We start from the raw sequence: 25,935 nt of genomic DNA, 5'->3' as shown, positions 1-25,935 counted from the left end.
ACTGTCGGTATCCATATAGCGGCCTCATCTAGTAAATTTGAGCTGAATTATAATATGATATGAAATCATGTCAAGGGTAAATCAAGTAAGAGGCAATAAATTAAGACGTTATTCATATTCATGTCATAACTATTTATAAATGGCATCCAAACACCAATTAAACCGCACGAGCAACCAAATAAACTAATTTTAAAGATTCGATTAAAACTGTAATTATTAATTAAACCTTAAAACAAAAAACAGACATTGATAATTTATTTACCTTTCCAATTAAACAGCCAGAGTACACTTACTTAATGATGCACAGCCTAAATACACATAAAGCACTCTGGTTAATTCCTTATCAATAACTTAAGTGACTAGCACCTGTTTTGACACTAATCACTAGCTCCCCCCGAAGTAAAGTTTAAATAGCTTACACCAGTTGATACTTTTCTAATCGATACAAGAAGGCCTTATAGCTTAACCCTAAAAATTTAGCCGCCTTAGTACGGTTGCCTTGATGCTTATTCATAGCCTGTTCTAAACAGTCTTTCTCGAACACTTCCCACTCTATACCATCCTCAGGCAAAGAGAACTGACTGGTATTTAATGGCTTTGGTTGACTCGATAACTCATCGAGCATCTCCGCTTCATCTCCCAGTAACACGAAGCGCTCTATACGATTCGACAGTTCTCTGACGTTCCCTGGCCACGCGTAATCCAGTAGCTGCTTTAAAGTATTTGCCGATAATTTAGCTTGTTCCATCTTATATTGACCGCTGTGCAACTGCAAAAAGTGCTCGACTAATCTGCCAATATCTTCCTGACGCTCTCTTAGCGGCGGCATATGAATTGGCACAACATTGAGTCGATAATAAAGATCTTCTCTGAATCGTCCCTCTGCAACCTCCAATTTAAGATCCCTGTGAGTGGCAGCAATCACCCTCACATCGAGCTTGATTTCACCATTTTGTCCCAAACGACTGATGATCCCCTCTTGGAGAAACCTGAGTAAGTTAGTTTGCTGTAACAAAGGTAACTCACCTATCTCATCGAGAAAAATCGTACCGCCATTGGCCGCTTCTAACTTACCAATTTTTAATGCCGTAGCGCCGGTATATGCCCCTTTCTCGGCGCCAAATAATTCAGACTCAGCCAATGACTCGGGAATAGAGCCACAATTGATCGCAATAAAAGGTTTATGTTTCCTTTGGGATAATTGGTACAGGGCCCGGGCAGCAAGCTCCTTACCCGTACCGCTCTCTCCACCTATCAATACAGTGGCATCGGTCGCACTCACTCGCTGAACCCGGGAATAAACCTTCTGCATGCAGGCCGCTTTACCCACGATACCCACCAGCTCCTGTTGCTGGGATAACTCAGATGTAAGCCGCCTATTTTGCTTTTTTAACACCAGGGACTTGGCCACTTTCTCGATAGCCAATAATAGCGACTGACGCTGGTAAGGCTTGGCCAGATAATCATCCGCCCCAGCCTGCATAGCATCGACGGCATGTGTGATAGTGCCGTATGCCGTCGCTATGATAAATCCCATGTCAGGATGCTCACGCCTAACATAGGTTAATAGATCCATGCCACTCAGCTGGCCTAACTTCCAATCTGAAAAGACCAGATCAGGCACATGCTGCTTCAATGACACTATGGCGGCTTCGACACTGTCGGCACTGGTGATCTGATAATTATTCGCTTCAAGCATCTGCGAAATAAGGCTACGTTGATCGGGCTCATCTTCGACAACTAATATTTTTAAAGTCTCAACTTTCATTGTGCTGCCTCTGTACCTTCATTAGCCGATTTAGAAAATGTCAATGTCACCAGTGTACCGCCTGTGGGGTTGTCTTCAAATTGTATATCACCGCCATAATGCCCCTTAATCAATCGTTCGGCGATATAAATCCCCATGCCTGTCCCCTCTGTTTTAGTGGTCACATGGGGCTGGCACAAGCGATCTCTGACCTCAGGTAATATGCCCTTACCGCTATCTTTTACAATCACCTGATAACTCTCACTGCGACTGTTTATTGATACCTCAACGCGGCCATCATCGGGAGTGGCCTCTACGGCATTGATTAATACCGCATGCAATATGCTTCTTATTTCCGATTCGGCGCCATTAATTGCAGCTAAACCGCCTGTAGAGTCGAATGTGATCTTAGGCTTAGAGCCATTAATAGACAGCTCGAGCAAGATATCCTGAACGATAGCCTTGATCGGCACGCTGTGGCTACGGTTGACTTCATTACTCGACAGGGTCAACAGAGATTGAATACTCTTATCCATCATGGCGATCTTCTGCTGTATTTTTTGTAATAGCTCGGCTCCCTCTTCCTTACTTTGGGCCTGCATTGCGCCTTCAGATAATAAGCCTACCGTGTGCAATGGATTGCGTAGACTATGAGCTATGCCTCGTGTGACCTCGCCTAATTCGGCTAACTGCTGCTGTTGAGTCATCAACTGCTCTTTTTCGCTCAATTGAGCAAGTTTTCGACTCATCTTATTAAAGCCAGTCAAGATAGCTTTCAGCTCTTTCACACCTTTCTCTTCAACTTGAAAACCTAGCTCCCCATCGCCTAATTTCTCATGTCCCTTTGCCAGCTTAGTCAATGGCGAGCTGATATAATGACTCAGCATATAAGCCAATATTAACGCTGCTATTGAGGTTAGCAATATCAGGGCTAACATAGACTCGCTGAAGCGCTCTAATTGATTATTGGTATTTTGACTCGGAATCGATAAATCATGGATAAAATTGAAGGCAAACTCACCATCGCGGTTTACTGTCGGTGCCTCGATAATGGCAACATTGCCATCTTCTAGCCAAGTATTGGTATCGATCTGAATTTGGCTCACGGCCTGGTGTAGCCTCTCACGATATGAAATAGCCGCTTCACGACGAGCCTCGACAATATTGGCTCTTTGCATTTTCTCTAATTCACGCTCATGCACTGCCATCTCTCTTAAGTGCGCCTTTAATTCACGCTGCTTCGCCTGCATCGCCGCTTGAATATCTCTGCGCTCTTGCCGCGAAAAATCATGATTATTCTTAGTCTCGATTAAGATAACCTCTTCCGTCAACTGCCCTATTTCTCGGCTTATCTCTTCGATATCAAATTTAAAATCACTTCTTGCCTCTTCGATATCCTGGATAGTTTCCTGTAACTCTTCATCCGAAAACTCGACAACGAATTCCTGCTCACTGCCGACATTATCTATCAGCAACTTAACTAAATTTTTCGAGAGCGTCCGAGAACTTTGGCTCAACTCACTCTGTAGTTCCCCCTTGTAGTACTGAGAGATCAAGAGTTGGCTGACCCCAAGCAATATAATCAAGGTTCCAAAAAGGAGAAACACATAACGCTTTATCGACATACTCGCTCCATCATATTTATACTTATTCATTAGCTATACAAGAAGAGTACCAAGCTTAAAATACAAGTGCTAACAGTCGTTTGCAAACAAACGTTATCATAATCACAACATAACTCCCCATATAAGGAAGTCACATACTCATATCGGGTAGCCTTCACGTTTTACCCCGCTCATTTTCTATTCCCACCAAGCGAATATCATTCATCTAATTGTTTTTAATTGAAATTAAATTATTGGCACGAACTTGGCTTTACCTAAGCAAGACACTCAATAATCGAGGTCGGTGTCGCTGAATAAGGAAAGTCACCAAATCAGCCACAAACATCAATAAATCATTACCCTGTGGGTAGAACAAGGACTGAATATGAAACTTAATAATATCGTGATCGCATTAGCCTGCAGTGGCCTACTAACATTGAATGTCGCTGCTGCGCCAACTCAGCTACATCAGCTTGAGTTTGAAGATAAAACGACCTTCACCAAGATCGAGAGTGATGAGAATGAGCTTACGCAGGTAGAAGTCAGAGTAGGCGGAGATAAGCAGGAATTTACCTTCACTCAAGATGAGCTAAAAGACCCACAGGGGATTGAAGATAAGCTAAGTAGCCTGCCTCCAGCCTCTGCGACAAAGGTCGCTCATTTACTGAGCAGAATTGCAAGCAAGCAGCGCTTAAGTTTTGACCTCCTAGTTAAAAATGAACTCGACCCTGAAACAATGTTGAAAATTGAAAAAATGGGCCGTTTAATGGAAGCCAAAGGACATGAGATGGGAGCTAAGGCGAGAGAATTTGAAGTGCATATGGCGCAGATGGAATCCCATGCCCACAAGATGGAAGCTAAAGCCATGGAACTCGAAGCCTATTTCGAGCAACATGGAGAAGAGTTCGACATCGTTATGGATGAGCTTGCCGATGATGTATCTGAAATCGTCTCACACTTCAGTGATATCGAAATAGAGATTCATGAACGTAATGATGATGGTCAACATGTATTTATCTTTCATAGTGATGATAAATCTGATATTACCCGCCACTTAATTGAGTCAATTAAGCAAAGCGGGCTTACTGAAGCGCAGAAGCAGGCCATAAGAGATGCATTAGACTGAATCAAATAGCATCTTCGAGTAAAAATGTGAACACCGCCAAGGTATGATCATCCACAAATAGAGTAGTCTCTGAGTATCAAATTCTTGATCCTCGGAGCTTCAACATGTGGTGGCGTATTCTTATCATCTCTCTGGCTTTTTTATTGATCGGCGCTCACTTCATGCGTTATGGCTACATTCTTGCCTGCTCACTATTCGCATTGGCTCCCCTACTACTTTTCATCAAACATAAATTAGCGACTCGCCTGTTACAAGCTACCCTGCTGATTAGTACCTTACTGGTATGGGGAGTGAGCGGGTACGAATTAGTACAGATGCGTTTGGTGCTTGAGCAACCTTGGCTTCGATTAGGCATGATTATATCTGCAGTAGCGACTTTCACCTTGATAGCGGCCGCGTGTTGCAATGGCATAATAGCTAAACGTTTGAAGGCCAGAACCTTATTCTAACGCCTTTAATGATCATTAATCAGAGTGCGCTACCTAACGTTTTAGAACTAGCCCGGTGATGACCCATCGTCTTTAAAGATCAGTATTTAGAATACGCTACCTACTTTTTGAGTACTGGCCTGATGATTACCACTGCAGGTCATCTGCTGACTCATGTTAGCTGTTAATAAACGCCGGCTTATCATATCGACCACTATGTTGAGCATGGCGGTACACACCAACAGGAATAGTGCTGAGCTATAGCGGATCTCAGCAAAGCCGCTGTCGATATAAAAACCTAAAGTCGCAACACCTAACATGCCCAAAATGGCTGTCTCACGTAAGATAACTTCGAAACGATAAAACACCAGCCCCATAATATTGGGGTATATCTGAGGCAACACCTCATAACAATATCCATCGAGCCTGCCATTATAATCTGCCGAGACCTCTAAGGTATCCGACTGCCTCACGGTTAGATAGGCAATCAGAGCACCATTGTGAAGCGCCAGCGCCAGCATTGCCGGTAGCATAGATGGACCCAATAGCATCATAAAAATAAAGGCGAAAATATATTCAGGAACAGATCGTAACACTAGCAAGCCAAATTTAACGCCGCTAGAGAGCACTGGCCCAGCTAGCTTCCTGGATGAAAAGGCAGAGCTAAACAAGGCAATAATGTGGGCCATAGCCAGCGCGGATAATGCCAGCAATAAGGTAATCGCTAACCCCGGCAAGGCTTGAGAGAAAAATAACTTCTGCACCCAGCTCAGCAGCTGATTGACAAGATTTAAGTCAATTTGATGCCAATGCTCAACGTGCTGTAAGACGGGAGGTAAGATGTCTACTGTGATGAAACGCCATAACAGCATGCCATCGACACTGGGGATAGTAGGCAGAGTATATAAGCCTGCCAAGATATAAAACAAAATGAGCTTAGGTCGGCACCAATACCTAATGGTACCAATCAAGGCAATAAACAAGATTAACAGGGCCGCGCCTTCATGATAATTGCCCTGCCTAAACGCCGTCTCCAGATAAAAGCCTATCGTCGGCATACCGATAAAACCCAGCACCGCACTGCTTCTCAGGGCGCATTCGAACCGGTAACGCACATAAGCTAAAATTGAGGGCAATACGTGACTGATTCGACCATAAAAGTATCGACTAATTCTATCGGTATTAGCCGGCAAGGTTTGAGTTGTTGTTTGGGGGCTTGTATCAAGATATCGTTAAATACCCTGGCAAAAGTAGCCCCATAGGGTAAGGCTATCGCCAATATTCCCGTTATGGGCGACAGGCCGAACACCTGCAAAAACAGCAGCGCCCAAAATATTTCATGAATTGAACGTGTGACCGCACAGAAGGCCGCCACCAAGCGATTGGAATACAGAAAAGATAAGGGAACCCCGAAGAGCAAGCCACCGACCACACCGAGTAGCGCAAAAGAGACCGTTTGCCACAAAGATTCCAGTAGATACTCAGTGGCAAAAAAATCTGGGGTCATAAATCCCTCAGCCATTCTCAGTAGCTCACTCCAAGGGTCGAGAGAGATGACCTCAGTATCGGACAGGGCAAAACACACGGCAGCAATAAGCCATAACAGCAAGGTGACTTTCTGCCAATAACTAAAAAAGGGGTAATGCTTGCTCACATCCACAGCCATGGACTCGGGCTGAAGTTTAGGCATGGTTTAATGTATCTGACATAGGTCTGGAGACCGAGCCAGAATAAAGTTCATCGATATGATTCGAGGTTATTTCGCCGTGAGGAATATCCAGCTTTAGTTGACCCTGGCTCAAGCCGATAACACGATCGAAATGCGTTAACGCAGATGACTTATCATGCAACACCATGATCACGGTTTCATGGCGGGCAAACACGAGATCCAATAGACGTTTAGCCATAATAGGGTCTAACGCCGAAAAGGGTTCATCACCAATAAAGATAGATTGCTCTTGATATAAGGCTCTGGCCAATGCAACGCGTTGTCGTTGACCCCCTGAAAGTGTTGAGAGCTTCTTACTGACATGAAAATCGAGTTCGAGCTCCCGACATAGCTCATTGACTTCACTTAACGGCTTTTTGAATGGAGTGATCAAATTAGCTAGGTTATAAATCCAGTGATGCTTGGTTAATGCCCCCATATAAACATTATGATAAGTGCTTAAGCTATCAACCAGCCCCTGTTTTTGTGAGCAATAAGCGGCATTATCTTTTAGCAACAGATAGAGGTGAGCCAACAGCGTCGACTTACCCGCACCTGAGGTACCAATTATCGCCACCTTCTCTCCGGCCTCTATCGTCAGAGAGAGACTATCGATAGCCAGCTTATCAGCATATTTAAGGGTCAAGTTTTCAAATGTTATCATAGCGAATAAATACTAGTCGATAAGCCCTATAGTTTTAGCTATATTTTCAATAGGTTGATAATCTGAATTTTCAGCTTCTACGAAAGACTTTCTTGGAAAGCTCGCGAGAAGTTCAGGATCTTTCATGTCGAGCAGGGCTTTTGTCAGCTTAGTCTTAAAGTCGGCACCAAATGTCTCATTCACTCCTTCCCTGACTGTCCACTGATAATCTGGGTACGCCGGGCTCTGCCAGATCACATCAACCTTATCCAGATCCACGATGCCTTTAGCCAACGCCCTCTCCCACACTTTGTAGTTAACCGCGCCAACCTGATACGCCCCAGCTTGAACTTGGGCTATGGTGCGGCTATGGTCTCCGGAGAAACCAATGCGGGTGAACACATTTTCAGCCTTCTTACCTAGGTTTCGCTCGATAAAAAATTGTGGCATAAGCCGACCCGATGTTGAGCCTTTTGAACCATAGGTAAAAGTGTAACCGTTTAAATTAGGAAAACTCTCAGATGGCAGAATATCAGCCGAATGATGCGCAATAAAATAACTCTTAAAAAACTGATCTTCATAGCCCTGAGCTATCGCTTCGGAGCCAGGAACCAGACGACGAGCCTGCACACCAGATAAACCACCGAACCAAGCCAGCTGAACTTGATTATTCCTGAATGCGGTTACCGCTGCGGAGTAAGATTTGACCGGAATATATCTAACCTCGACGCCTAATTGGCTCTGAAGATATTCAGCCACCTTATCGAAACGTGTACGAAGCTGACTCTCATCTTCATCGGGAATGGCGGTGAAAGTAAATACAGTCGCAAATGCACCGGAAGAAAGCGTGCTTAAGAGTAGTAGAGCGACTATGTTTATTAGCCTCATGAGATGTTTCCTGTCAGTAAAAATTGTGCAGGATTTTAACGATAATAGCCCCAGAAACAAAGTGATTTATTGCAAAAATAAGACTCGATCACTATTTGCAGCCATTTATTTACAAATCAAGTCAGCTGGTATTAAGTTACGCTCAAGTAAAATATTGGCAAATACAGATATTGGCAATATGTCTTTATCTGAGTAGACTGTTGTAAAAAATTATAAAGGCATAAAATTATGAGAATTTTGGTTGTTGAAGACGATCCTATCTTGTCTCACCATTTACAGGTGCAACTGAGTGAACTTGGGAATCAGGTTCAAGTCGCATTGACCGCCAAAGAGGGATTTTATCAAGCAACTAATTATCCCATAGATGTTGCCATCATCGACTTAGGTTTACCGGATCAGGATGGCATGAGCTTAATTGAAAGTCTACGCGATGCAGGGCTAAAGGCACCAATCCTTATCTTAACCGCCAGGGTCAATTGGCAAGATAAGGTTGAGGGTCTCAATGCCGGTGCCGATGACTATCTGGTTAAACCATTCCAAAAAGAGGAATTAGTCGCGCGTTTAGACGCCTTAGTCAGACGCAGTGCAGGATTTGTTAAGCCCCAGATCACCAGTGGTGATCTGGAACTGGATCTCGCCGCTAAGCAGCTCTCGATGAAAGGTGTCCCCATGGAGATCACCGCCTTCGAATATCTCATACTCGAGTATTTGATGCGTCATTGTCATGAAGTCGTCGCAAAGCAACGTCTGTTAGATGTGATCTATGGCGATAAAGAGGGAGATCCAAACACCATAGAAGTCATGGTGTCCAGACTCAGGAAGAAACTCACCAAAGAGGGGCTGGAGAATCCTATTGCCACGATCCGCGGCCAAGGTTACAAGTTTAATCTGCCATGCAGTTAAGGTTTAAATTTAAGAAACGTCTGCTAACACGGATGTTTCTTACCTCACTGTCAATTATTGCCTTAGTAGGATTCGGCTTAGCCTGGCTGGTCAACATTCTTCATGCACAAGACAACTACAACGAAGAGACGGCTCAGCTCATCGCAGAGATCCCTAAAGTTGCCGCAGAGCTGAGGGAGCACGATCTACTCCCCGCTAGCAGTGACGACTGGCTCGAGGAAAACAATACACCAGAAAGCTATACCATAGCCAGCTGTGATGCAGATTATAGACAAATTTGGACCTCATCTCAGGCTGTCGATAAAGGGCTTTTTGATACCTGCGAACGCTTCAACGACATTCGACACGACTCCCCTCCTTATTACCTCAATCTTGCAGACGATAAGGGCTACTTCATCTATTTACTGTCATTAGAAATGTCTGGCAGTCAATATAACCTGTTGGTGATGAAAGATGCCCAAAAGCTCGAGCAGGAATTAGACAAATTCAGTCGACGCACTTATTTCAGGCTAGCCATGGTATTGGCACTGGCTCTGGTTCTGTTAGTCAGTGCCGGTTACTGGGGAATGCGACCTTTAACTCGAATGAGAAACGAGTTAGAGAGTGTCAGCAGTGGTAAGACTAAGGCGCTATCACAAGATTACCCCATTGAGCTCGAAGGAGTTACCCAAGCGCTCAATCAGCTGCTATCTCAATCGAGTGCCCAACAGCAGAGATATCAGAATGCGATGAATGATCTTGCTCATAGCCTGAAGACACGCCTTGCAGCCGTCCACGCTATCACAGATGATGCGTCATTAGATAAACAAGGGGCAAGCGAGCGTATCATGGAGCAGGTAAGCCAGATGGACTTGCTGGTTAAATACCAACTCAAGCGTGCCATGCTAGGTCGTAAAGGACTCAAGCATGAACAAACCTTAGTCGCCCCCCTGGTCAATCAGCTTTCTCAGATGCTTTTTAAGGTCTATCGTGACAAGCAGGTTCAATTCATCGCCTATATTCCCCAGGAACATGTCTTTCCTGGAGATAAAGGCGACTTGATGGAGCTTTGCGGTAACTTGATGGAGAATGCATTCAAATTGTGTATCAGTCAGGTGAGAGTCACTGCCCGTTATAGCGATGCCGGAGAGTTTGAACTGATTGTCGAAGATGATGGACCTGGCGTCGAAGAGAGTCTGCGCCAAAGAATCATCGAGCGTGGTGTCAGAGCCGACACACAAAAAGCCGGACAAGGGATAGGACTCGCCGTGTGTAATGAAATAGTCATCAGCTACAATGGTAACTTGAGCATAGAAACCTCAGAGCTTGAAGGCGCTAAGTTTAGAATAACGATTCCAATTTAAGCCCAGAACTAAGTCATGCAACTAGATACAAGGGTCTTGATCACAAGACCCTTGTATTCATACGCTATCTTATCGGTGCATACAATTGCTCGGCGCGATTAAACATGACCCAAGAAGTCGCGATATATTTATCGTTACTGATCGGTCTATTGCCTCGATGTGAGTGAGTAAAGCCCGCTGGTGCTATGACCATGCTGCCCTTCTTTGGTTTGAGTTTTCTGTTTTGATAAAAAAATTCCGTCTCCCCCCCTCTTCTACATCGTTAAGATAAAACATATAGAGCACCACGCGATGCAAGGCTTCATTATGCCCCGCCTGAGGAAACTGCTCAGAATGCCAGTGAGGGTACCCTCCTACACCCTGCTGATATTTCTGAACATTAATGGTCCCACTGCGGTAGAGATACTTAACTAATGCTTCGGATCTTGGTTCACCCAGACTCTGATAGTTATCAGGCGTCAGCGCAACACCTTGGCCTTTGTCATCAGCGACTTGCACCGATACAGCCCCCATCAATGCCATCGAATATTGATTGAAATACTCGGTAGAGAATTTCAATGTATAAGTGAGTAATTCATTCCTGATACTCTGCAAATCCTCGAAACTGTCTAAGGTGAGATCGCGACTTATTTTTTTTTCTAAATCCACCCCTTGGCCGGTTCTGCCATCGGCCACCCCCTTATGTTGTTCAAAAGAGGCGATCAAACGATCACATAAGTCATCTGGGATAGCATTAGGGTATACTTCAATGAAGTCCATTTTGTTAACTTTGCCTATTCTGTGTTCAGTCTATGCTGACATAATGGTTAAGTGATTGTAAAGTCATTGAGTTAAGTTAAAATATCACTATAACAATCAAACCAGTTCTGGAATAATTGTTCTAAAGAGATGGGGATACTAATAAGAAGAATATGAAGAAAAACCGTAAAGTTGCAGTCAATCAATTACAAGTCGGTAATTTCATCCGCTTACCCGTTTCTTGGAAAGATCACCCCTTCCTATTCAGTAGCTTCAGACTCAAGCAACAGGCACAAATCGAGCTTATTAAAAAATTAGCCATCGACTTTGTGTTCGTCGATATCGAGCGAAGTGATATCCCCCTCTCACCGAAGAGGTTGCCAAGACTAAAGTGGTGCCGCCGCAGAAAGAAGACCTGGATGCACTCACCATCGAGATGCAAAAAAACAAAAGTGAGCGTATTGAAAAACTCAAGCGGATGCGCCGAGACCTTCAGAAAACCGAGCAAGACTTTGACCGATCCATCGCAAAAATGCGTAACTTGGTATCTAAATTACGCAACCGTCCGCTAAATGCCATAGATGATGCCAAGGAATTAATTAATGACATGAGTGAAAAATTACTGAGTTCGGATAACTTAGTCTTACATCTTATGGGCGAAGCCAAAGACGACGAATCAATTTATTATCACTCTCTCAATGTCGCCGTACTCTCCATGTTAATGGCAAAAGAACTGGGCTGGGACAGATCAGATATCGAATTAGTCGGCATGGGTTCACTGTTTCACGATACTGGAAAATTGAAAGTCCCTCCACAATTACTCAAGAAGAAGACACCATTAACGCCGCCTGAAGTTAACTTTATGAAGCAACATCCAATCATGGGTGCAGACTTGTTGAAACTCGCTGAAAACTTTCCAGCCGGTGCCATGCCAATAGTACTCAATCATCATGAATACCTAGACGGCTCTGGCTACCCTAAGGGGCTTAAAGAGAATAAACTCGACAAGTTGTGCCAGCTCGTTGCCGTGGTTAACTTATATGACTCTCTTTGTCACCCTGACGCACAGACAAAAGCGCGTACTCCCTATGCTGCACTCGGTCATATCTATAAAAACTTCAAGACACAGCTAAATCAGCAAGTCACTGGCAAGATGATCAAAATGTTAGGCATCTATCCCCCGGCAGTATTGTTGAGTTATCTTCTGGCCAGTTTGCCATGGTCATGTCGGTCAACCTGGACAAAATATTGTTCCCCAGAATACTGGTCTACGATGCCATGGTTCCCAAAGATCAGGCTCCGATTGTGGATCTAGAAGTCGAAGGTCTCAGCATAGTCCGCTGTATACAACCAATGGCGTTACCCGAGAAAATCTTTAAATATTTAAACCCTAGAGAGCGTGTCAGCTACTATATAGGTTCAGATAGCTAAATTATTTTTCGATTATGACTTCGAAAAGTAGAACGAAAGGGAAAGGAAGGTATTGAAAAACATCGAGGAAATATGACTAAAACCCTTTTCCCCTCTAATAACACTGCAGCTCTTATAACTAAAAACTCACACATTTCCCCCGTTATTCTCAAGTTTTCTTGCCGAATAGCAAACTATTAGCTAATTTGAAAGTAACGCTATCTTCTGGGGGGAGAGGCTATGACTGAATTACCTGACTTCGATAAACTAAGATGGCTGGCTGAAAATGAGCCTGATGAACTCGAAGAGCTTCAAAAAACACTCTGCAAAGAGGCGATAGATTGCTGCCCGGAAACGAACAAAGAACAACTGATCTCGATGCAATACCACCTTGAGCAACAGCTATCTCGATGCTCCAACCCTTATCACAGATGCTATTTGGCCATCAGCATCATGAACGACAAGTTTATCGCCTTAAACACCATAATGAATCACCCTCAGGAATTTCGACAACAAAATGCCAAAATCCTGGTACTTCCTTCAAAAAAGCTGTCGACTAACTGACTAAAGCCAGCCTTTCCTCTTGAAGAATGCATAGGTTCCACCGGCACTGGCCAGCATCATCAAGATGGCCATAGGATAACCAAACTGCCACTCTAGCTCAGGCATAGTGGTAAAATTCATCCCATAAGCACTGGCTATCACAGTCGGCGGTAGGAAGATGACTGCTGCAACCGAGAATATTTTAATGATCTTATTCTGTTGTAATCCACTAAAGCCCATAGCGGCATCCAGCAGAAAGTTTAATTTATCGAAAATAAATTGACTGTGGGGCATCAGAGATTCGATATCTAACAGCATCTCACGTAAATCTTTAAGGTTATCGTCGGTGAGTTGACCACGATAATATCTTTGCATATAACGTAGTGAGCGTTGAGTATCCAGCAGACTTAAACGAATTTTACCATTTGAGTCTTCCTGCAAGGTAATGAGTTTAAACACTTCGTCTAGTTCATTGTTTTCAAAAACCTGCTCACTGACACCATCGACCACTGAATAAATATCTTCGATAAGATCTGATAAGTAATCGACTTTCAGATTGAACAACTCAAGAAAAAGCCCTTGAGGTGTGGTGACTTTGATACGTCCCAACCTTAGATAGTTTCTAAGCAAGCGAATGAGACCGACATCATCCTCTCTGATCGTTAGCAGAAAATCTTTACGTAAATTAAATGAGACGTTAACGCCTTTGACATCCTGGCCTAATCGTTGAGGAAACAGGGAGTTAATATGCAGACCATCGTTATTTTGATAGAAACGTGCGGAAGCTTCAATTTCATTGATATCTTCTTCCTCTGGTACCTCTTCAACAGAGTATTTACTCAACCATTCACGTTCTTCGTCACTGGGTTTGAAAAGATCTAACCAGAGCGTTTCCGGAGGTACAACATCCTGTATGTTCAGTTCAGTAATCGCTAGTTTACGATCGTTATAGACATAAGCAGTTATCATGGTACCTCCTGAAAAAACACTATGACGAATTTTTGTGCCACAGCGCAGGGTAAAAAACGAGGCTATTCTACCTTAATCGGCAAGATTAAAAAGCTCTATAAACAATAATCTAGTCAAAGTTGGTATTAGTTAGAATTTGCGATAATGACACGTTCTTGATTCGATAAGCGAATGTTAATGCCATCAATAGTTGTGATCTGATTGTTCAATATATCTTTCTTTCTCACCTGATACACACTGGTACTGTCTATTAACGGTGATACTATGGTCACTCTGACCACTTGGTTACCGTCTTGCCAGCTCCAATACCAATAACCTGTGCTTCCAAACATAGAAACGGCTATCAAACCCATAAAGATATAGCGCAACATGATTCGTTTCCCTACATCGACGGTTCTGGTTTGAACTGATAATCGAGCAGGTTTACGTAAGTAGAAAAAGGCGCCGACAATGACTAAGAGAGTGATCAGTATTTTCGTGAACACGGCGAACTCCAACGGTAATAATAACCCGTGATTATAACGTCTTTTCATTGCTTAAACTGGTACAAATGTCTAATCAAACATAAGAAAAAATCTGAGACTCACCTAACAAGTGCACCTTCTGCGATACCAATTACATTAATGTGGTTAAAAGTGGTATAAATCACTCCACAGATCTAACCTAGAGAATTCTATGAAGCACACTTTAGCCCTCGCAGTTATTTTTACTGCAGCCTGTTCACTGCCAGCATATGCAAAACTCACCCTTACCTTACCTAAGTCTGCGCAGCTCTTAGTAGTTAATGGTGTAGAGATGGAGGATGAAACCTCACTAGAGCTCAATGATGGCAATAATCAGATTGTGTTTAAATATAACACCAGCTTCAGGCAACAAGGTGAGCAAAGAAGGTTCACATCAGAAGCTGTGATCCTGACATTCAATGGTCAAGGTTCAGCGTATAAGCTGTCGTTGCCAAGACTTAGATCTGACAGTGATGCAGACAAGTTTAATAAGCTTGCAGAGTTGACCCTTATCGATGAAGCGGGGGAGATGTTGAATACACCAGTGACCTACTCCTCAAAGTGGGAATACAACTAGGCCGGGATTATGACAAAGAAATAGCAGTCTATAACAAGAGTTCAGCGCCTGCGGCCCTCCTAAACCTTATACCACAAACACAGAAATCAACACCTGTAGTATTACCTGCAACCACTGTCGTGGTTACTCATAATAGTCAGGCCTCTGAACAGATGCCTGACACCAGTAAAGACCAGATAAATGTCGGTCAAATGTTGGATTTTTGGTATAGCCAAGCGGATGAAGAGACTCGCAAGGCCTTCAAGTTTCGCATAAATCAAGACTAATCCCAATCGGTAATCTGTATAGCCTATAAAAGCCAGTAGACTTATTACGCTGGCTTGAGGCTCATCACACGGCTCAACTAGCAGTAATGAACCAGCTTAAGTCTTGCGCTGGCTTCCTCCGCTCTCTCTTGAAATTGAACCAAATTCTCTCTCGCCAACAGTGATACGGAATTGTCCTCGATAAATAGCAAACCGGCGCGCTTCCCCATAAGATAATCATGTTCAAGCTGAGCATCTGCACTGCCCAAAATATGGCTAGTGAGCCTGGACTCGGGGAATATTTGTATCACCTCAACGTCGTCCGGTGGTGATGCAATAAACTGCAGAGAATGCTTATAAGCTGCTTCATGATGAACGAAATAATCGAGTGCTTTAGGGCATCGGTTCGACGAACAAATCCAGGACTTAAGCCGATTAACCCAAGGTGTATGGGCTGTGTATTCCTTCGGCATAGTGCGGATCACCACTATCTTCCTCGCCCCCCGTTTATAAGCTTCCTCCACAGGCAAGGGAGCCGATAAACCACCATCGACATGATAGTCCCCGTTAATCAGCACTCCCTTACGATAAAGATAAGGCAGAGCGCTCGATGCCTTAAGCAAGGTTAACCAATTTTTGGCATTTGGCGAAGAAAATAAAGCCTGATAACTGGAGCTATTCGTTGTCGAGATAAGTAAGCTACGACTTTGAAGCTTAGTCAAACCGTACTCAGTGTTTAAACGAAATTGTGCATCACTGCCCTGTTCGAAATACCAGTCAAGATCGACGGTATTGGATCCTTTCAGCCCTCTTTTTATATTGAAGAACTCAGGTTGCTTAGAAAGTTGAGCAATCGAGGCCTGAGCAAACCCAGCTTGGCCAGTCAAAAAGCTAGACAGGTTCTGTGCCCCTGCAGAAGTGCCTATCAGTAACTCAAATGGGTTATAGCCGCACTCTAACCAACTATCGAGTACGCCTGCAGTAAATATCCCCCTCTGACCGCCACCTTCTGCCACTAGAGCCGTACGGGCAATAGGCTCAGGTATGTTATAGCGCTGATCATTACCTTTGTTTGGAGATGGATCATCGGCAAGCACACGAGCTATATATGGTTCTAAATCTGAATTGGCAGCAATCGATAATGGCATAAGAAGACCTGAAGTTAATTCCCCCACGGAACCCAATCAAATCTATAGATTCGACGCTAACTTGTATAATTGATTATTTAAATAACTCACATAGAAAAATCCAATTAACATTAACGATTACTAAACAAGTTTGAACGGAGGCGGCTGGAATTGACCTACGATCTACATGGGCTTGGAAAGTGTCACTTATATTCAGGAGGTACGAGACCAAGGATGGACGAAGGTAGATTAATGCAGGAGCTATTATCGAGAGTAACGCATGGAGCAGTTACCGAGGAGCATATCGGTGACCTCTCGTAGTTCGCGAAGTGGACACATGGGAGCGAAGAAGTAGAGCTTTGGATGCCGCAGCATGAGTCGTTGGAACAAAGAGCGAAGACGCCTTCCAATGGTACAGCTTGGAAAGGTCATGATACTTGCCGAAGGCCGAACACATGGGGGCGGAGAAGTAGCGCTTTGGATGCGCAGCATGAGTCGTTGGAACAAAGAGCAAAGACGCCTTCCAATGGTACAGCTTGGAAAGGTCATGATACTTACCGAAGGCCGAACACATGGGGGCGGAGAAGTAGCACTTTGGATGCGCAGCATTCAGCTACTTTGCAGCGAGAGACGACGTAGGTGTCGAACTGAAAGGCCCACACTGCGGCGGTTACCAGTACAGATATCAGAGTAGCTCCTTTGTAGCCTGCAACAAAGGCGCCTTCCAATGGCCCAGCTTCGGATAAATCCTTCGCGTTCTACCGCAGCATCAAACTTCGTTTGCTGAACGCAGCGATATCACCCTACTATCACATAAAAGGATGCATGCTTCGCATGCGCTATCTATATTCCCCATGTGAGAAGCTCATTTCAAAAGCTGTTAAACGAAAAAATCCCCAACACTAGGTGCTGGGGATTTATCGTTTATTAGGCGCCTGGAAATGACCTACTCTCACATGGGGAGACCCCACACTACCATCGGCGCGATTGCGTTTCACTTCTGAGTTCGAGATGGGATCAGGTGGGGCCACAATGCTATGGTTTCCAGACTAATTTGACGATTACTTTCAGCTTTTTAAAAAAGCTAAAGGTAAAAGAATTTAGAAAGCTGTATCTAGATTTCTCTAAATAATAAATAATTAGGTTCGACTTAAATCAAGTTTGTATTCTTTTGTGCTTATGAAGTAATACACACACTAACTACACAAACCCATCTGGGTTGTATGGTTAAGCCTCACGAGTCATTAGTACAGGTTAGCTCAACGCCTCACAACGCTTACACACCCTGCCTATCAACGTCCTAGTCTCGAACGGCTCTTTAGAGGAATTAAATTCCTAGGGATGACTCATCTTAGGACTCGCTTCCCGCTTAGATGCTTTCAGCGGTTATCGATTCCGAACGTAGCTACCGGGCAATGCTATTGGCATAACAACCCGAACACCAGCGGTTCGTCCACTCCGGTCCTCTCGTACTAGGAGCAGCTTCCTTCAATCATCCAACGCCCACGGCAGATAGGGACCGAACTGTCTCACGACGTTCTGAACCCAGCTCGCGTACCACTTTAAATGGCGAACAGCCATACCCTTGGGACCGACTTCAGCCCCAGGATGTGATGAGCCGACATCGAGGTGCCAAACACCGCCGTCGATATGAACTCTTGGGCGGTATCAGCCTGTTATCCCCGGCGTACCTTTTATCCGTTGAGCGATGGCCCTTCCATACAGAACCACCGGATCACTATGACCTACTTTCGTACCTGCTCGACGTGTATGTCTCGCAGTTAAGCTGGCTTATGCCATTGCACTAACCGTACGATGTCCGACCGTACTTAGCCAACCTTCGTGCTCCTCCGTTACTCTTTGGGAGGAGACCGCCCCAGTCAAACTACCCACCAGGCACTGTCCTCAACCCCGATTCAGGGGCCTGAGTTAGAACATCAAAACTACAAGGGTGGTATTTCAAGGTTGACTCCATCAGAACTAGCGTCCCAACTTCAAAGTCTCCCACCTATCCTACACATGTAGGTTCAATGTTCAGTGCCAAGCTATAGTAAAGGTGCACGGGGTCTTTCCGTCTAGCCGCGGGTATACGGCATCTTCACCGCAATTTCAACTTCACTGAGTCTCGGCTGGAGACAGCGTGGCCATCATTACGCCATTCGTGCAGGTCGGAACTTACCCGACAAGGAATTTCGCTACCTTAGGACCGTTATAGTTACGGCCGCCGTTTACCGGGGCTTCGATCATGAGCTTCTCCGAAGATAACCCAATCAATTAACCTTCCGGCACCGGGCAGGCGTCATACCGTATACTTCCTCTTGCGAGTTTGCACAGTACTGTGTTTTTGATAAACAGTTGCAGCCACCTGGTATCTGCGACTCCCAACAGCTTAGAGAGCAAGTCTCATCACCGTCAGGAGCGTACCTTCTCCCGAAGTTACGGTACCATTTTGCCTAGTTCCTTCAGCCGAGTTCTCTCAAGCGCCTTGGTATTCTCTACCCAACCACCTGTGTCGGTTTGGGGTACGATTCCTACTAACCTGAAGCTTAGAAGATTTTCCTGGAAGCATGGCATCAACTACTTCAACCCCTTAGGGTCTCGTCATCAGTCCTCAGTCTTGCAATTTAATGCGTATTCCCGGATTTGCCTAAGAATACAACCTACAACCTTAAACGCGGACAACCAACGCCGCGCTAGTCTAGCCTTCTCCGTCTCTCCATCGCAGTTAGCAGAAGTACAGGAATATTAACCTGTTTCCCATCGATTACGCCTTTCGGCCTCACCTTAGGGGTCGACTTACCCTGCCCTGATTAACATTGGACAGGAAACCTTGGTCTTTCGGCGAGGGAGTTTTTCACTCCCTTTATCGTTACTCATGTCAGCATTCGCACTTCTGATACCTCCAGCGTGGGTTACCCCTTCGCCTTCAACGGCTTACAGAACGCTCCTCTACCGCACCAGTGCAAGCACTAGTACCCATAGCTTCGGTGTATTGCTTAGCCCCGTTAAATCTTCCGCGCAGGCCGACTCGACTAGTGAGCTATTACGCTTTCTTTAAAAGATGGCTGCTTCTAAGCCAACTTCCTAGCTGTCTAAGCCTTCCCACATCGTTTCCCACTTAGCAATAACTTTGGGACCTTAGCTGATGGTCTGGGTTGTTTCCCTTTCCACGACGGACGTTAGCACCCGCCGTGTGTCTCCCGAGTAGTACTCATTGGTATTCGGAGTTTGCAAAGGGTTGGTAAGTCGGGATGACCCCCTAGCCTTAACAGTGCTCTACCCCCAATGGTATTCGCTCGAGGCGCTACCTAAATAGCTTTCGAGGAGAACCAGATATCTCCCGGTTTGATTGGCCTTTCACCCCCATCCACAAGTCATCCGCTCATTTTTCAACATAAGTCGGTTCGGTCCTCCAGTTGATGTTACTCAACCTTCAACCTGCCCATGGATAGATCACCGGGTTTCGGGTCTACACCTTGCAACTAAACGCGCAGTTAACACTCGGTTTCCCTACGGCTCCGCTATTCGCTTAACCTCGCTACAAAATGTAAGTCGCTGACCCATTATACAAAAGGTACGCAGTCACGGTCTCAAGAACCGCTCCCACTGCTTGTACGTATACGGTTTCAGGTTCTATTTCACTCCCCTCACAGGGGTTCTTTTCGCCTTTCCCTCACGGTACTGGTTCACTATCGGTCAGTCAGGAGTATTTAGCCTTGGAGGATGGTCCCCCATGTTCAGACAAGATGTCACGTGTCCCGTCCTACTCGTTTTCATCTATAGTTAGTTTTCATGTACGGGGCTATCACCCTGTGCCGCTGAGCTTTCCAACTCATTCCACTAACACCCTATAGACTTAAGGGCTAATCCCCGTTCGCTCGCCGCTACTAGGGGAATCTCGGTTGATTTCTGTTCCTCCGGGTACTTAGATGTTTCAGTTCCCCGGGTTTGCCTCACTACACTATGTATTCATGTAGTGATACTCACTTATGTGAGTGGGTTTCCCCATTCGGACATCGTTAGCTCAAATGCTTGTTACTAGCTCGCCAACGCTTTTCGCAAGTTACTACGTCCTTCATCGCCTCTGACTGCCAAGGCATCCACCGTATACGCTTAGTCACTTAACCATACAACCCACATGGATCTATTCACTTGCCACTGTACTCTTATGCATCGTTACTCAAACTCACTTGTCGGTTATGTAGTAAACTACACGCCCTCCTCGTTCGCTTTCGCGCCTTGCCTAACAGCACATTGACTGCGCTTCGATTCAATTGAAATGACATAAGCCTTTTCAAGATCGTATTGCAACTAATGGTGTTTACTTTCGCCAAAAGAATACTCATGACCCAATCGTTAAAGACCTCTTATACAAGAAGCTCTAAGAAAGAGTCGGCACTTGATTTAAGTGTTTGAGAACTCAATTATTTATTATAATTTTTACATCGTTTTTTGATGTAAAAATTACTATCAGCTTTCCAAATTTTTAAAGAGCGGGCTTAAAAAAGCCAAAGATAAATATTCATTTATCTTTGGCATCTCTATCCATGTGCATGCACTTATATTTAAAGATGTTTAACATCCTTAAGCAAAAGTAAATGGTGGAGCTATGCGGGATCGAACCGCAGACCTCCTGCGTGCAAGGCAGGCGCTCTCCCAGCTGAGCTATAGCCCCATTTACATGCAGTTGAGAATATATAACGTGACCAAATCGAGTAAGCCAAGACTTATAAAGATTTGGCGAAGCCAATTCAAGTGAGACAAGGCTTGTAGTGAGGACGTTTAGCCTGCTAAACGACGAACTACATAACGCAGTATCACGAAGAATTGGTGGGTCAGAGTGGACTTGAACCACCGACCTCACCCTTATCAGGGGTGCGCTCTAACCAGCTGAGCTACAGACCCATTTATACTTGTTTCTTCACTCAATCACAGCGTTGCTTTTCATCGTTCAGTCGTCGTGTAGTGAACTACACGTCCTCCCTCACTCTTCAAGAGCCTTGTGCTAGAGTGAATTAACGTCGTCTAAATAGACACGTATATTTCTCTTTCTTCTATCAAGTAATCTGTGTGAACACTCAAGCACACGGATGTGCTGTGTGTAAGAAATGCACGGATGCAATTTCTTACCAAACCAAATATTGAGTTAGTCGTATAGGTAAGGAGGTGATCCAGCCCCAGGTTCCCCTAGGGCTACCTTGTTACGACTTCACCCCAGTCATGAACCACACCGTGGTAAACGCCCTCCCCGAAAGGTTAAGCTATCTACTTCTGGTGCAGCCCACTCCCATGGTGTGACGGGCGGTGTGTACAAGGCCCGGGAACGTATTCACCGTGACATTCTGATTCACGATTACTAGCGATTCCGACTTCACGGAGTCGAGTTGCAGACTCCGATCCGGACTACGACCGGCTTTGTGGGATTAGCTTGACCTCGCGGCTTTGCGACCCTCTGTACCGACCATTGTAGCACGTGTGTAGCCCTACTCGTAAGGGCCATGATGACTTGACGTCGTCCCCACCTTCCTCCGGTTTATCACCGGCAGTCTCCCTAAAGTTCCCACCATTACGTGCTGGCAAATAAGGATAAGGGTTGCGCTCGTTGCGGGACTTAACCCAACATTTCACAACACGAGCTGACGACAGCCATGCAGCACCTGTCTCACGGTTCCCGAAGGCACTAATTCATCTCTGAAAAATTCCGTGGATGTCAAGAGTAGGTAAGGTTCTTCGCGTTGCATCGAATTAAACCACATGCTCCACCGCTTGTGCGGGCCCCCGTCAATTCATTTGAGTTTTAACCTTGCGGCCGTACTCCCCAGGCGGTCTACTTAATGCGTTAGCTTGGGAACCCAGTGTTCAAGACACCAAATTCCGAGTAGACATCGTTTACGGCGTGGACTACCAGGGTATCTAATCCTGTTTGCTCCCCACGCTTTCGTACCTGAGCGTCAGTCTTTGTCCAGGGGGCCGCCTTCGCCACCGGTATTCCTTCAGATCTCTACGCATTTCACCGCTACACCTGAAATTCTACCCCCCTCTACAAGACTCTAGTTTGCCAGTTCAAAATGCAATTCCCAGGTTGAGCCCGGGGCTTTCACATCTTGCTTAACAAACCGCCTGCGTACGCTTTACGCCCAGTAATTCCGATTAACGCTTGCACCCCTCGTATTACCGCGGCTGCTGGCACGAAGTTAGCCGGTGCTTCTTCTGCGAGTAACGTCACAGCTATAGTTTATTAAACTACAACCTTTCCTCCTCGCTGAAAGTGCTTTACAACCCGAAGGCCTTCTTCACACACGCGGCATGGCTGCATCAGGCTTTCGCCCATTGTGCAATATTCCCCACTGCTGCCTCCCGTAGGAGTCTGGACCGTGTCTCAGTTCCAGTGTGGCTGATCATCCTCTCAGACCAGCTAGGGATCGTCGCCTTGGTAAGCCATTACCTTACCAACTAGCTAATCCCACCTAGGTACATCCAATCGCGAAAGGCCCGAAGGTCCCCTCCTTTCCCCCGTAGGGCGTATGCGGTATTAGCAGTCGTTTCCAACTGTTATCCCCCTCGACTGGGCAGTTCCCTAGGCATTACTCACCCGTCCGCCGCTCGACAGCAAAGGTGCAAGCACCTTTCTGTTTCCGCTCGACTTGCATGTGTTAGGCCTGCCGCCAGCGTTCAATCTGAGCCATGATCAAACTCTTCAATTAAAGTTTTTTTGATGCATTACCTTTCGGCAATGACATCGGCTCAACGAATTCTGATTCATTTAAAAGACTCGGAAGAATCTTAAAAATATTTGTACATAAATTTTTTGAAACCATAAATGATTCCAATTATGAACACTCATATCATTGAGTAAATTTTATTTTCATTTACTACGTAGTAGAAAATGATTTCGAATAACTCAACACCTGTGAGTGCCCACACAGATTACTTGATAAATTGTTAAAGAGCGTTGCATCATATTGCAGATACTGCCGTGACGCTTGGTCGTTGGCTTGGGTTGCGTATTCTACTGATTTGGGTTTTATCGTCAACCCCTTTAATGGGATAGTTTTATAAAAACGACTCAAGCGCTCACATATCAAACAATACGTCTAAATCCCGTACTATTTCCATCGCGAATCCCATTGCTAAGCCAGTAAAGCCCTAATAAAACCTCAGTAAAACGAGCTGGATTGCTGAAGTCAGCCAGCATGAAGCGCTTTATCTCTCGATAAATAACCCAAGGCTCTTCGCATGGAGAGGATTTGATTAAAGGCTCTTCAGATAGTCAGGCACATCGGCAATGGAATCGAGTACCACACTTGCGGCAGCTATGGCTTCATCGGTGACCGACTTGCCGGTACGAACCAATATGCGAGTCGGGATCCCGGCCGCTTTTGCCGCCAACATATCATCGCGCTTGTCTCCCACCATGACTGATTGACTAAGATCGACCTTAAGAAACTTGGCCGCGGTCAACATCATGCCAGGTTTAGGTTTGCGGCAATCACAATCTTGCTTGTAATCACCTACGCCCTGCTCGGCGTGATGTGGGCAATAATAGATGCCATCAAGCTCGACGCCTTTATCGACAAAGTTCCAATCCATCCATTCTGTCAGGGTATGAAATTGATCTTCGCTATACATACCACGCGCAATACCCGATTGGTTAGTGACTACCGCCAGCTTATACCCCATCTCTTTAAGAGAGCGACACGCATCGAACACGCCCTCTACATATTCAAAGTCATCAACTTGATGCACATAACCGTGATCTATATTGATCACACCGTCTCTGTCTAAAAAAACTGCTGGGCTCACGTGTTTAACTCCTAAGTCTGATTCCAGACATTATCCCATCCATTGAAGCATATTGCACCGCGAACTTATCGATTAATCTTAAGAATATTTACACTGAATAAAATATACAAACATGCTAGTTTTACCACTATGTCTATATTTGGGGTTCGCCAGGAAAAGCACGATTCACACGGCTGGCTCAAGTAAACACCAGCAACAGTGTAATGAGGCTTATCGCAAGGTGAGTTCACATAAGTACACCAATGAAGAGACTTATAAAATGAGCAGTGATCTATACCAAACAAGAAGAAAAGCCCTGTTCGAGCAACTCCCTGAAGGCAGTATTGTCATTCTTGTTGGCTATCAGCAGAAAGTTCGCAGTAAGAACATCAAGTATCATTTCAGACAAGACAATGACTTTCTATATCTAACAGGCTTCAATGAACCCGATGCGGTGGCCCTACTCTGCTCCGATAAAAGTCAAGATTCAGGCTTTAAATACAGCTTATTTTGCCGTCCCAAAGATAAAGCCCAGGAAGTCAGCTTCGGAGAACGCGCCGGTGTCGATGGAGCCATAACAGATTTTAACGCCGATGAGGCTTATGATGTTGCCAAGTTAGAGACAGTACTTCTGTCACAGTTAACAACGCAGCGACACATTTTCATTGGTGATGAATTGGGTCGTTTCTCAAGCCAAGTCATCGGCTGGATGAATCATCAGCGTAACACCGCCTCTTTCGACACAATCAAACACCATCTCAGCCTGAGCCCCTTGGCCAAGGTGCTTCATCCTATGAGAGTGTTAAAGAGTCCAGATGAGATAGCTAAGATCAAGGCCGCAGTCAAAGCCTCTACCGACGGCCACGAGGCCGTCATGAAAGCCTGTAAACCTGGGGTCAACGAAGCCGAACTCGCCGCCACCTTTAATTTTACCATAGCCAAATATGGCGCTACCGATGTGGCCTACCCCAATATCGTTGCCTCGGGCAACAATGCCTGCTGCCTGCATTATGAAGAGAACTGCTGCACCGTCGAAGATGGACAGATATTGCTTATCGATGCAGGCGCCGAACTTGCTCACTACGCATCGGATATCACTCGCAGCTATCCGGTGAATGGTAAGTTCACCACCGAACAAAAAGCCATCTATCAGCTAGTATTAAGCGCTTTAGATGCCGCCATAGCTGAAGTCAAACCTGGCGCGAGTTGGAACAGCCTACATGAAACTTGTATGGAAGTGATGGCTAAAGGCTTACTGGAACTTGGCCTATTAAATGGCAATATCGATGACGTCATGAAAAATGAAACCTATAAACGTTTCACCGTTCACAAGACGGGTCATTGGCTTGGCATGGATGTCCACGATGTGGGTCCCTATCACGATGAACAAGATCAGTGGCGTAAGCTAGAAGCTGGAATGGTTTTTACTATTGAACCTGGGATCTATATTCCATTATCAGCAACTGATGTCCCTGAAGCGTATCTGGGCATGGGGATCCGTATCGAAGATGATATTTTGGTTACCGAAGCTGGTCATGAAAACCTATCGGCAGGTGTACCCAGAACAATAAGCGAAATTGAAGCCATTATGACCAGATAAATATGATTAATATGTCCCTCTCAGGAGGTTTTTTAATCCTGGCACCAGCCC

15 protein-coding genes, 2 tRNA genes, 3 rRNA genes and 4 pseudogenes are annotated in these 25,935 nt (G+C 45.1%); 9 read left to right on the top strand and 15 right to left on the bottom strand.

What is annotated here, in order from left to right; translation table 11 throughout:
* Positions 1-415: 415 nt before the first annotated feature.
* On the bottom strand, positions 416-1,768 hold the full coding sequence (locus FM037_RS11420; RefSeq protein WP_144046101.1) for a sigma-54-dependent transcriptional regulator: 1,353 nt from the start codon (positions 1,766-1,768) through the stop codon (positions 416-418).
* Positions 1,765-3,372 carry an ATP-binding protein gene (locus tag FM037_RS11415; RefSeq protein ID WP_144046100.1) on the bottom strand — a complete coding sequence of 536 codons (1,608 nt, stop codon included), beginning with the start codon at positions 3,370-3,372 and terminating at the stop codon, positions 1,765-1,767. Before FM037_RS11415 ends, FM037_RS11420 begins: the two co-directional genes overlap by 4 nt.
* A gap of 364 nt (positions 3,373-3,736) precedes the next feature.
* Here FM037_RS11415 and FM037_RS11410 point away from each other — a divergent pair, with 364 nt between their 5' ends.
* Complete coding sequence (locus FM037_RS11410) at positions 3,737-4,477, top strand: hypothetical protein (RefSeq protein WP_144046099.1); 741 nt, start codon at positions 3,737-3,739, stop codon at positions 4,475-4,477.
* Between the two features lie 104 nt (positions 4,478-4,581).
* Entirely contained in the window at positions 4,582-4,926 is a 345-nt protein-coding gene (locus FM037_RS11405; protein WP_144046098.1) for a hypothetical protein, read from the top strand.
* 86 nt (positions 4,927-5,012) lie between these two features.
* Here the strand turns inward: FM037_RS11405 and FM037_RS11400 are convergent.
* From FM037_RS11400 to FM037_RS11390, 3 genes and pseudogenes are all read right to left on the bottom strand, one after another.
* Positions 5,013-6,595: pseudogene (locus tag FM037_RS11400) on the bottom strand (PhnE/PtxC family ABC transporter permease).
* On the bottom strand, positions 6,588-7,277 hold the full coding sequence (locus FM037_RS11395) for an ATP-binding cassette domain-containing protein (RefSeq protein ID WP_144046097.1): 690 nt from the start codon (positions 7,275-7,277) through the stop codon (positions 6,588-6,590). Before FM037_RS11395 ends, FM037_RS11400 begins: the two are co-directional and overlap by 8 nt.
* 12 nt (positions 7,278-7,289) lie before the next feature.
* The gene (locus tag FM037_RS11390) at positions 7,290-8,144 is read right to left on the bottom strand and encodes a putative selenate ABC transporter substrate-binding protein (RefSeq protein WP_144046096.1); all 855 of its coding nucleotides are present in this window, start codon (positions 8,142-8,144) and stop codon (positions 7,290-7,292) included.
* A 228-nt stretch (positions 8,145-8,372) separates the two neighbouring features.
* Here FM037_RS11390 and FM037_RS11385 point away from each other — a divergent pair, with 228 nt between their 5' ends.
* On the top strand, positions 8,373-9,047 hold the full coding sequence (locus tag FM037_RS11385; protein ID WP_144046095.1) for a response regulator: 675 nt from the start codon (positions 8,373-8,375) through the stop codon (positions 9,045-9,047).
* Positions 9,038-10,390, top strand: coding sequence for an ATP-binding protein (locus FM037_RS11380; protein ID WP_144046094.1), 1,353 nt, complete (start codon positions 9,038-9,040; stop codon positions 10,388-10,390). The genes FM037_RS11385 and FM037_RS11380 overlap by 10 nt, the downstream gene beginning before the upstream one ends.
* A 64-nt stretch (positions 10,391-10,454) precedes the next feature.
* Here FM037_RS11380 and FM037_RS11375 read toward each other — a convergent pair.
* Positions 10,455-11,149: pseudogene (locus FM037_RS11375) on the bottom strand (2OG-Fe(II) oxygenase family protein).
* A gap of 152 nt (positions 11,150-11,301) precedes the next feature.
* On the opposite strand from FM037_RS11375, the pseudogene FM037_RS11370 reads away from it, so the two are divergent.
* A pseudogene (locus FM037_RS11370) lies at positions 11,302-12,559 on the top strand (HD-GYP domain-containing protein).
* Positions 12,560-12,778: 219 nt separating this feature from the next.
* A complete protein-coding gene (locus FM037_RS11365) occupies positions 12,779-13,102 on the top strand; it encodes a DUF3135 domain-containing protein (RefSeq protein WP_144046093.1) in 324 nt (107 codons plus the stop codon).
* Here FM037_RS11365 and corA read toward each other — a convergent pair whose 3' ends face one another.
* Positions 13,103-14,050 carry a magnesium/cobalt transporter CorA gene (gene corA / locus FM037_RS11360; RefSeq protein ID WP_144046092.1) on the bottom strand — a complete coding sequence of 316 codons (948 nt, stop codon included), beginning with the start codon at positions 14,048-14,050 and terminating at the stop codon, positions 13,103-13,105.
* A 125-nt stretch (positions 14,051-14,175) separates the two neighbouring features.
* The gene (locus FM037_RS11355) at positions 14,176-14,535 is read right to left on the bottom strand and encodes a hypothetical protein (protein ID WP_229381163.1); all 360 of its coding nucleotides are present in this window, start codon (positions 14,533-14,535) and stop codon (positions 14,176-14,178) included.
* Between the two features lie 190 nt (positions 14,536-14,725).
* Here FM037_RS11355 and FM037_RS30390 point away from each other — a divergent pair.
* Positions 14,726-15,396: pseudogene (locus FM037_RS30390) on the top strand (YccT family protein).
* 77 nt (positions 15,397-15,473) lie between these two features.
* Here FM037_RS30390 and FM037_RS11345 read toward each other — a convergent pair.
* On the bottom strand, positions 15,474-16,523 hold the full coding sequence (locus tag FM037_RS11345; protein WP_144046090.1) for a patatin-like phospholipase family protein: 1,050 nt from the start codon (positions 16,521-16,523) through the stop codon (positions 15,474-15,476).
* Positions 16,524-16,875: 352 nt separating this feature from the next.
* Here FM037_RS11345 and FM037_RS11340 point away from each other — a divergent pair, with 352 nt between their 5' ends.
* On the top strand, positions 16,876-17,196 hold the full coding sequence (locus tag FM037_RS11340; RefSeq protein WP_144046089.1) for a hypothetical protein: 321 nt from the start codon (positions 16,876-16,878) through the stop codon (positions 17,194-17,196).
* A gap of 239 nt (positions 17,197-17,435) precedes the next feature.
* Here the strand turns inward: FM037_RS11340 and rrf are convergent.
* From rrf to gmhB, 6 genes are all read right to left on the bottom strand, one after another.
* Positions 17,436-17,551 (bottom strand): 5S ribosomal RNA (gene rrf / locus FM037_RS11335).
* 174 nt (positions 17,552-17,725) lie between these two features.
* A 23S ribosomal RNA gene (locus tag FM037_RS11330) occupies positions 17,726-20,629 on the bottom strand.
* Between the two features lie 472 nt (positions 20,630-21,101).
* Positions 21,102-21,177 (bottom strand) — tRNA-Ala (locus FM037_RS11325).
* Between the two features lie 153 nt (positions 21,178-21,330).
* A tRNA-Ile gene (locus tag FM037_RS11320) sits at positions 21,331-21,407 on the bottom strand.
* Between the two features lie 254 nt (positions 21,408-21,661).
* A 16S ribosomal RNA gene (locus tag FM037_RS11315) occupies positions 21,662-23,206 on the bottom strand.
* The 16S, 23S and 5S rRNA genes sit together here with 2 tRNA genes alongside, the layout of an rRNA operon.
* A gap of 547 nt (positions 23,207-23,753) precedes the next feature.
* Complete coding sequence (gene gmhB / locus FM037_RS11310; RefSeq protein WP_185977013.1) at positions 23,754-24,305, bottom strand: D-glycero-beta-D-manno-heptose 1,7-bisphosphate 7-phosphatase; 552 nt, start codon at positions 24,303-24,305, stop codon at positions 23,754-23,756.
* A 259-nt stretch (positions 24,306-24,564) separates the two neighbouring features.
* Here gmhB and FM037_RS11305 point away from each other — a divergent pair, with 259 nt between their 5' ends.
* The gene (locus FM037_RS11305) at positions 24,565-25,884 is read left to right on the top strand and encodes an aminopeptidase P N-terminal domain-containing protein (protein WP_144046087.1); all 1,320 of its coding nucleotides are present in this window, start codon (positions 24,565-24,567) and stop codon (positions 25,882-25,884) included.
* The last annotated feature ends 51 nt before the right edge of the window (positions 25,885-25,935 follow it).

Origin of the sequence: Shewanella psychropiezotolerans, assembly GCF_007197555.1 — a bacterium.
Lineage (GTDB): Bacteria > Pseudomonadota > Gammaproteobacteria > Enterobacterales > Shewanellaceae > Shewanella > Shewanella psychropiezotolerans.
This window is presented reverse-complemented; position numbering and strand designations above follow the sequence as displayed.